Origin of the sequence: Streptomyces sp. NPDC002588, assembly GCF_040295925.1 — a bacterium.
Lineage (GTDB): Bacteria > Actinomycetota > Actinomycetes > Streptomycetales > Streptomycetaceae > Streptomyces.
Genome location: NZ_JBEOWF010000033.1, coordinates 114408 through 121222, shown reverse-complemented (window position 1 = coordinate 121222; position 6815 = coordinate 114408). Strand labels below are relative to the sequence as shown.

Here is a 6815-nt window from a genome sequence, read left to right as displayed (position 1 = left end):
CTCCCGGGGGGCGGGGGCGGGGCACCCCGGCCCCCCCCCGGGGCGGACCCGCGCCACGCCGGGGGGGGGGGGCCCCCCCGGGGCCCCCCGCCCGCCGGGCATTGCCGGGTCGGCTACTTCAGCCAGGCCTTCACCTTGTCGGGGTTGGCCTCCACCCACTTCTTGGCCGCCGCGTCGGCCGTCATCTTGTCCTCCGCGATGTACTTGGCCACGGTGTTCTGGTCGTCGTTCGTCCAGTTGAAGTTCTTCACCAGGTCGTAGGCGGGGCTGCCCGACTTGGCGAACTTCGCACTGACGATCTTGTCCAGGTCGTACACGGGGTAGTCGCAGGCGACCTTCGCCGCGTCGGCGTCACAGCCGGTCGTGTACTTCGGCAGGTTCACCTTGACCAGCGGGACCTCGGAGAGGAACCACTGCGGCTCGTAGAAGTAGCCGATCACCCATTCCTTGTTCTTCTCGGCCGTGCGGAAGGCCTGGATGAGCGCGGTCTCACTGCCGGCGTACACCACCTTGAAGTCCAGCTTCAGGTTCTTCACCAGCGCCTCGTCGTTGGTGACGTACGACGGGTCGCCGTCCAGGAGCTGGCCCTTGCCGCCCGACTCGGAGGTCTTGAACTTCGAGGCGTACTTGTTGAGGTTCTTGTAGTCGGTGATGTCGGGGTACGCCTTCGCCAGCCACGGCGGCACGTACCAGCCGATGATCCCCTTGTTGCCGGTCGAGCCGGCCTCCACGGCGGTCTTCTGGCCGGTGATGTACTTCTTCTTCAGATCGTCGTGGCCCCAGTTCTCCAGGACGGCGTCGACCTCGCCGGTCCCGAAGCCCTGCCAGGCGATCTCCTCCTTGAGGTCCTTCTTCTCGACCGTGCAGTGGAGGTCGTTCTGCGCGACGTACGCGACGACCGCGGCATCCGCCTCGTAACCCACCCACGGGTTGACCGCGAGGTTGAAGGTGCCGCACTTGCCGGAGCTGCCCGAGCTGTCCGAGCCCGAGGAGCTGTCGCCGACCTTCGCCCCGCCGCACGCGGTGAGGGTGAGGCCGAGGACGGCCAGGCCGGCTGCGCCGGCTCGCCAGTGTCTTGCCATGATGTGCTGCTCCTTATGCGCTCGCGCGTCGCGCCGCTGCCTGAGTGATCCGGTCGAACATGACTCCGAGCAGGACGATGGCGAGTCCCGCCGCCAGCCCCTTGCCGTACAGCTCTCCCTGCGAGAATCCGGCCACGACGTCGTAGCCGAGGGCGCCCGCGCCTACCAGGCCGCCCACAACAACCATCGACAGCACGTAGATCAGGCCCTGGTTGGTCGCGAGGGTCAGGGCACTGCGTGACATCGGCAGTTGAACCTTGGTGATGATCTGCCAGGTGTTGCACCCGGCGGAGGTGGCCGCCTCGACGGTGGTCTCGGGGACGGCCCGGATCCCATCGGAGATGATCTTGATGGCGACGGGGACCGCGTACACGACGGCGGCGACGATCGCGGTGAAGCGGGTCGCGCCGAAGAGCGCCAGGAACGGCACGAGGTAGACGAACGGCGGCATGACCTGCGCCGCGTCCAGCGAAGGCCGCAGGATCCGGTCGACGAGGGTGCTGCGGCCCATCCAGACGCCGAAGACGATGCCGAACACCATCACCAGGACGGTCGCCACGACGGTCGAGGCCAGGGTCGTCATGGCGTCCGACCAGACGCCCGTGCCGACCAGCAGGCCCACGCAGACGACCGTGGTGACCCCGGAACGCCAGCCGCCGAGCACGACGGCGAGTCCGGTCACGACCGCGGCGACGAGCCACCACGGGGAGTCGGTGAGCAGCGACTGGAACGGGTTGAGCAAGCCGTTGGTGATGGCGTCGCGGAAGGCGTTGGTGAGACCCGACAGGTTGTCCTGGGCCCAGTTCGTCGCGGTGTCGGCCGCGCTCGCCATCGAGCTTCCGGTGCCGCCCTCGCCGGGGAACTCGGCCGCCCACACGTAGGTGTGCGACATGTAGACGAGCGCCAGGGTGACCGCCGCGCCGGCGCCGAGGAGCGGCCGGCGCCACTTGAGGAAGCGGTTCTTCGAACGCCGGGCCGTCTCGTCGCGGGCGCTGGCCGCGGTGGTGACCCGGTCGAGGACGATCGCCATGACGACGATGGCGAGGCCCGCGTTGAACGCGGTACCGACGTCGAGCGACTGCAGCGCCTGCATGACGGTCTTGCCGAGGCCGGGCGCGTCGATCAGGGCGGCGATGGTGACCATGGCGAGGGCGGCCATGATGGACTGGTTGACGCCCATCACCACGGTCCGCTTGGACATCGGCAGCAGCACCTTCACCAGGGACTGCCACCGTGTCGCACCCAGCGACTCGCCCGCCTCGACGGTGGTCTGCGGTACGGAACGGATGGCGTGCGCGGTGATGCGGATCGTCGGCGGGGCCGCGTAGATCGCGGTGGCGATGACGGCGGAGGCGCCGCCGATGAGGAAGAACAGGGTCAGCGGCGCCAGGTAGACCATTGTCGGCATGGTCTGCATCAGGTCCAGGAGGGGCGTCACGACCCGGTTGAACCGGTCGGACAGTCCCGCCCACACGCCCAGCGGGATCGCGAACAGCAGCGCGACGGCGACCGCGGAGAGGGTGAGGGCCAGGGTGTCCATGCTCTCCTGCCACAGCCCCTGGAGCCCGAAGAAGGTGAACCCGGCGACGGCCAGCAGGGCCACCCGCCAGTTGCCCACGGCCCAGGAGACGTAGCCGACGATGCCGACGACGCCGAGCCAGCCGATCTGCGGGACCGGGCGGTCGCCGGAGGGCTGGGAGATCAGGTCCTGGACGAAGGTCACCAGGTTGTCGATGATCAGCCGGATCTCGTTGAAGAAGTAGAGGAAGAGCGGGTTGGAGTTGCGGCCGGCGCCGATGGAGTCGTTGACGTCGTTGAACCAGCGGTGCAGGCCGGTGAGGTCGGCCGCCGCGAGGGACAGGGTCTGCTTTCCGCGCAGGAGGGCGAAGAGCAGCAGCCAGCCGACGAGGATCGCGGCAAGCACCACGGGCCGGCTGATCCGGCGCGCGGCCCGGGCGGGCTCGGCCTGTGGTGCCGCCTCCGTCTCCTGCGGCTTCTGCGGTTTCTCCATGGCGACGGTCATCGCGCGTCGCCTTCCTGCCCGGCGACCACCGCGAGGATCTCCTCGTCGCCGACGATGCCGAGCAGCTTGCCGTCCTCGACGACCTTGATGGGTTTCTCGGCGGCCAGCACGGCCCGGGTGGCCTCCCGTACGACGACGTCCGGGCCGAGTTCGGGGCCGTCCAGGGCGTCGCCGTCGGCCGGCGGGCGCATGATCCAGCGCAGCGTGAGGACATCGCCGCGCGGCACGTCCTTGACGAACTCGCGCACGTAGTCGTCGGCCGGGGCGCCCACGAGCTCGTCGCCGGTGCCGCACTGGACCATCTTGCCGTCCCGCATGATCAGGATGCGGTCGCCCAGTTTGAGGGCCTCGGAGAGGTCGTGGGTGATGAAGACCATGGTCTTGCCGACCTCGTGGTGCAGGCGGATGACCTCGTTCTGCATGTCGCGGCGGATCAGCGGGTCCAGCGCGGAGAACGGCTCGTCGAAGAAGAGGACGTCGGGGTCGCCGGCCAGGGCGCGGGCGAGGCCGACGCGCTGCTGCATACCGCCGGAGAGCTGGGCGGGGTAGGAGTTCTCGTAGCCTGAGAGGCCGACCAGCTCGACGACCTCCAGGGCACGTCTGGTCCGCTCCGCTCTGCTCATGCCGCGGATCTCGAGGCCGAAGGCGACGTTGTCGACGACACGGCGGTGCGGCAGCAGCCCGAAGTGCTGGAAGACCATGGAGAACTTTCGGCGGCGCAGGTCGCGCAGGTGCCTCGCGTCGGCCTCCCGGATGTCCTGGCCCTCGAAGACGACCTCACCGGCGGTGGGTTCGATCAGCCGGGTCAGACAGCGCACGAGGGTGGACTTGCCGGAGCCGGACAGTCCCATGACGACGAACACCTCGCCCTTGCGGACGTCGAAGTTCACGTCTCGTACGGCGGCGGTGCAGCCGGTGCGGTCCATCAGCTCCCGCCGGGTGAGGCCGCACAGCTCCTCGGAGCCCGGCACCCGGTCGGCCTTCGGTCCGAACACCTTCCACAGACTGCGCACGGAGATCACCGGCGCGCCGTCCGAGTCCTGGGGCATGCCGCGCCGCTGCGGCACCTCGGTCTGTGTTGGGGTCACGATCGACCTCTTTTCGGCGTTCAGCCGCGGAACCAGTGCTGCGGCCGGGGTTGGATGTTCTGCCAGATGTGCTTGGGCTCTCGGTACTCGTTCAGGCCGGTCGGTCCCAGCTCGCGGCCCACGCCCGAGTGCCCGAAGCCACCCCATTCCGCTTGCGGCACGTAGGGGTGGTAGTCGTTGATCCACACGGTTCCGTGGCGCAGTCGCCGGGCGACCCGCTGGGCCTTTCCGGCGTCCTGCGTCCACACGGCGCCCGCGAGGCCGTATTCGGTGTCGTTGGCGATGCGGACGGCGTCGTCCTCGTCGGTGAAGCGTTCCACGGTGAGGACGGGTCCGAAGGACTCCTCGTGCACCACCCGCATGTCCTGGCGGCACTCGTCGAGGACGGTCGGGGGGTAGAAGTGGCCGCCGGCGAGGGCGGGGTCGGCGGGGCGCTCGCCGCCGCAGCGCAGGACGGCGCCCTCGGCGAGGCCCGCGGCCACGTACGCCTCGACCTTCGCCAGGTGCTGGGCGGAGATCAGCGCGCCGGTCTCGGCCTCGGGGTCGAAGGGGCCGCCGAGCCGGATCTGCCGGGCCCGGCGGACGACCTCGTCGACGAGCCGGTCGTGCAGGGAGTCCTCGACGATCAGGCGGGCGCCGGCCGAGCAGACCTGTCCCGAGTGCAGGAAGACGGCCGTGAGGGCGAAGTCCACGGCCGTCTCGAAGTCGGCGTCGGCGAAGATCACGTTGGGATTCTTGCCGCCGAGTTCCAGCGCGACCTTCTTCACGGTCGCCGCGGCGGTGGCCATGATCCGTTTGCCGGTCTCCAGGCCCCCGGTGAAGGAGACCAGGTCGACGTCCGGATGCTCGGAGAGCGGCGCGCCCACCTCGGGGCCGGTGCCGAGGACGAGATTGCCGGCTCCGGCCGGGAGCCCGGCCTCCTCCAGCGCCCTCAGCAGCAGGATCGAGGTGGAGGGGGTCAGCTCGCTGGGCTTGAGGACGAAGGTGTTGCCCGCGAGGAGCGCGGGAGCGACCTTCCAGGAGGCCTGGAGCAGCGGGTAGTTCCAGGGGGTGATCAGACCGCAGACGCCGACCGGCTCGTACACGACGCGGCTCACGGCGTCGTCGCGGCCGGTGTCGATCACGCGGCCGGCGTCGGTTCCGCCGAGGCCCCCGTAGTATCGGAAGCAGGAGACGACGTCGGCGATGTCGTACTCGCTCTCCACCAGGCGCTTGCCGGTGTCCAGCGACTCGGCCCGGGCGAACTCCTTGGAGTCCCGTTCGATCAGGTCGGCGGTGCGCAGCAGGAGGGCGCCGCGCTCGCGCTCGGAGGTGTGCGGCCAGGGGCCCTCGTCGAAGGCCCGGCGGGCCGCCGCGATCGCTGCCTCGGTGTCGGGGCGCGTCCCTTCGGACACGCTCGCACCGAGCGTGCCGTCGGCGGGACATCGGATGTCCCGGCGGCCTCCGGCCACCGGCTCCCGCCATTCACCGTCCACATACAGGTCTGCCACGCGCCAAGCCCTTCAGCTGGAATGCGTTGCGCATCGTGCATCAAATTGCTTGTGGTGGAACACCCTGGCCAATGTGCGGACATACGTCAAGTGGTTGGCGGATGACGATTTCGACAGTCGCGCATTGCCCCCTCATCTCTTGACCGAGGCCCCCTGCCGACCCAACCATGTTGCGTATTGCTCATTGAGTTGTGTATTACGCATCGACGGAGGTCACTGTGTCGCCTGTGTATCCTCGACCCCGGCCCGGCCGTGAGTACGTCCTCACCCTCTCCTGCCCCGACAGCGCGGGACTGGTCCACGCCGTGAGCGGCTTTCTCGTCCGCAACTCCGGAAACATCCTGCAGAGCCAGCAGTTCGACGACCGGCTCCAGGGCCGTTTCTTCATGAGGGTCCACTTCGACGTTTCCGATCCAAACACCGATCTGAAAAATCTGCGTTACCGGTTCGGTCCGGTCGCCGAGGCCTATCGGATCTCCTGGACGCTGCGCGACGCGTCGACGCCGACCCGCACGCTCATCATGGTGTCCCGGTTCGGGCACTGCCTGAACGATCTGCTGTTCCGCCGGCGCACCGGCTCCCTCAACATCGAGATCCCGGCGATCGTCTCCAACCACCGGGACTTCGAGGGCCTCGCGGAGACCTACGGGATCCCCTTCCACCACATCCCGGTCACCAGGGACACCAAGCCCGAGGCGGAGGCGCGCCTCCTCGAGCTGGTGCGCGAGCTGGACGTCGACCTGGTGGTGCTCGCCCGCTACATGCAGGTCCTCTCCGACGACCTGTGCAAGCAGCTCGAGGGCCGCGCCATCAACATCCACCACTCCTTCCTCCCCAGCTTCAAGGGCGCGAAGCCCTACGAGCAGGCCTACGACCGCGGGGTCAAGCTCGTCGGCGCGACCGCGCACTACGTCACGCCGGAGCTGGACGAGGGGCAGATCATCGAGCAGGACGTGGTCCGTGTGGACCACTCGCTGGACCCCGGGGAACTGGTCACGGTCGGCCGTGACGTGGAGGCCCAGGTCCTGGCGCACGCGGTGAAGTGGCACAGCGAGAGCCGGGTGATGGTGGAGGGCAACCGCACGGTGGTCTTCCGCTGACACGGGACGACCGAGGGGCGGGCCGGAGATCC

The 6815-nt window shown here is 69.1% G+C and carries 5 protein-coding genes; 1 reads left to right on the top strand and 4 read right to left on the bottom strand.

The genetic code is table 11. The features are described from left to right. Positions 1–113: 113 nt before the first annotated feature. From ABT057_RS32450 to ABT057_RS32435, 4 genes are read right to left on the bottom strand one after another with little or no spacing between them, the layout of a single operon-like run. Positions 114–1082, bottom strand: a complete 969-nt coding sequence (locus ABT057_RS32450; RefSeq protein ID WP_352347213.1) for an ABC transporter substrate-binding protein — start codon at positions 1080–1082, stop codon at positions 114–116. Between the two features lie 13 nt (positions 1083–1095). Next, positions 1096–3105: an ABC transporter permease gene (locus ABT057_RS32445; RefSeq protein WP_352347212.1), complete on the bottom strand. Its 2010-nt coding sequence runs from the start codon at positions 3103–3105 to the stop codon at positions 1096–1098. Continuing rightward, the gene (locus tag ABT057_RS32440; RefSeq protein ID WP_352347211.1) at positions 3102–4193 is read right to left on the bottom strand and encodes a quaternary amine ABC transporter ATP-binding protein; all 1092 of its coding nucleotides are present in this window, start codon (positions 4191–4193) and stop codon (positions 3102–3104) included. Before ABT057_RS32440 ends, ABT057_RS32445 begins: the two co-directional genes overlap by 4 nt. A gap of 20 nt (positions 4194–4213) precedes the next feature. Further along, positions 4214–5683, bottom strand: coding sequence for an aldehyde dehydrogenase family protein (locus tag ABT057_RS32435; RefSeq protein ID WP_352347210.1), 1470 nt, complete (start codon positions 5681–5683; stop codon positions 4214–4216). Positions 5684–5910: 227 nt separating this feature from the next. Here ABT057_RS32435 and purU point away from each other — a divergent pair, with 227 nt between their 5' ends. After that, complete coding sequence (purU, locus tag ABT057_RS32430; RefSeq protein ID WP_352347209.1) at positions 5911–6783, top strand: formyltetrahydrofolate deformylase; 873 nt, start codon at positions 5911–5913, stop codon at positions 6781–6783. Positions 6784–6815 lie beyond the last annotated feature (32 nt).

Coding starts and splice junctions, on each gene's coding strand:
- ABT057_RS32445 (WP_352347212.1), bottom strand. CDS start 3,105: ATGACCGTCGCCATGGAGAAACCGCAGAAGCCGCAGGAGACGGAGGCG.
- ABT057_RS32450 (WP_352347213.1), bottom strand. CDS start 1,082: ATGGCAAGACACTGGCGAGCCGGCGCAGCCGGCCTGGCCGTCCTCGGC.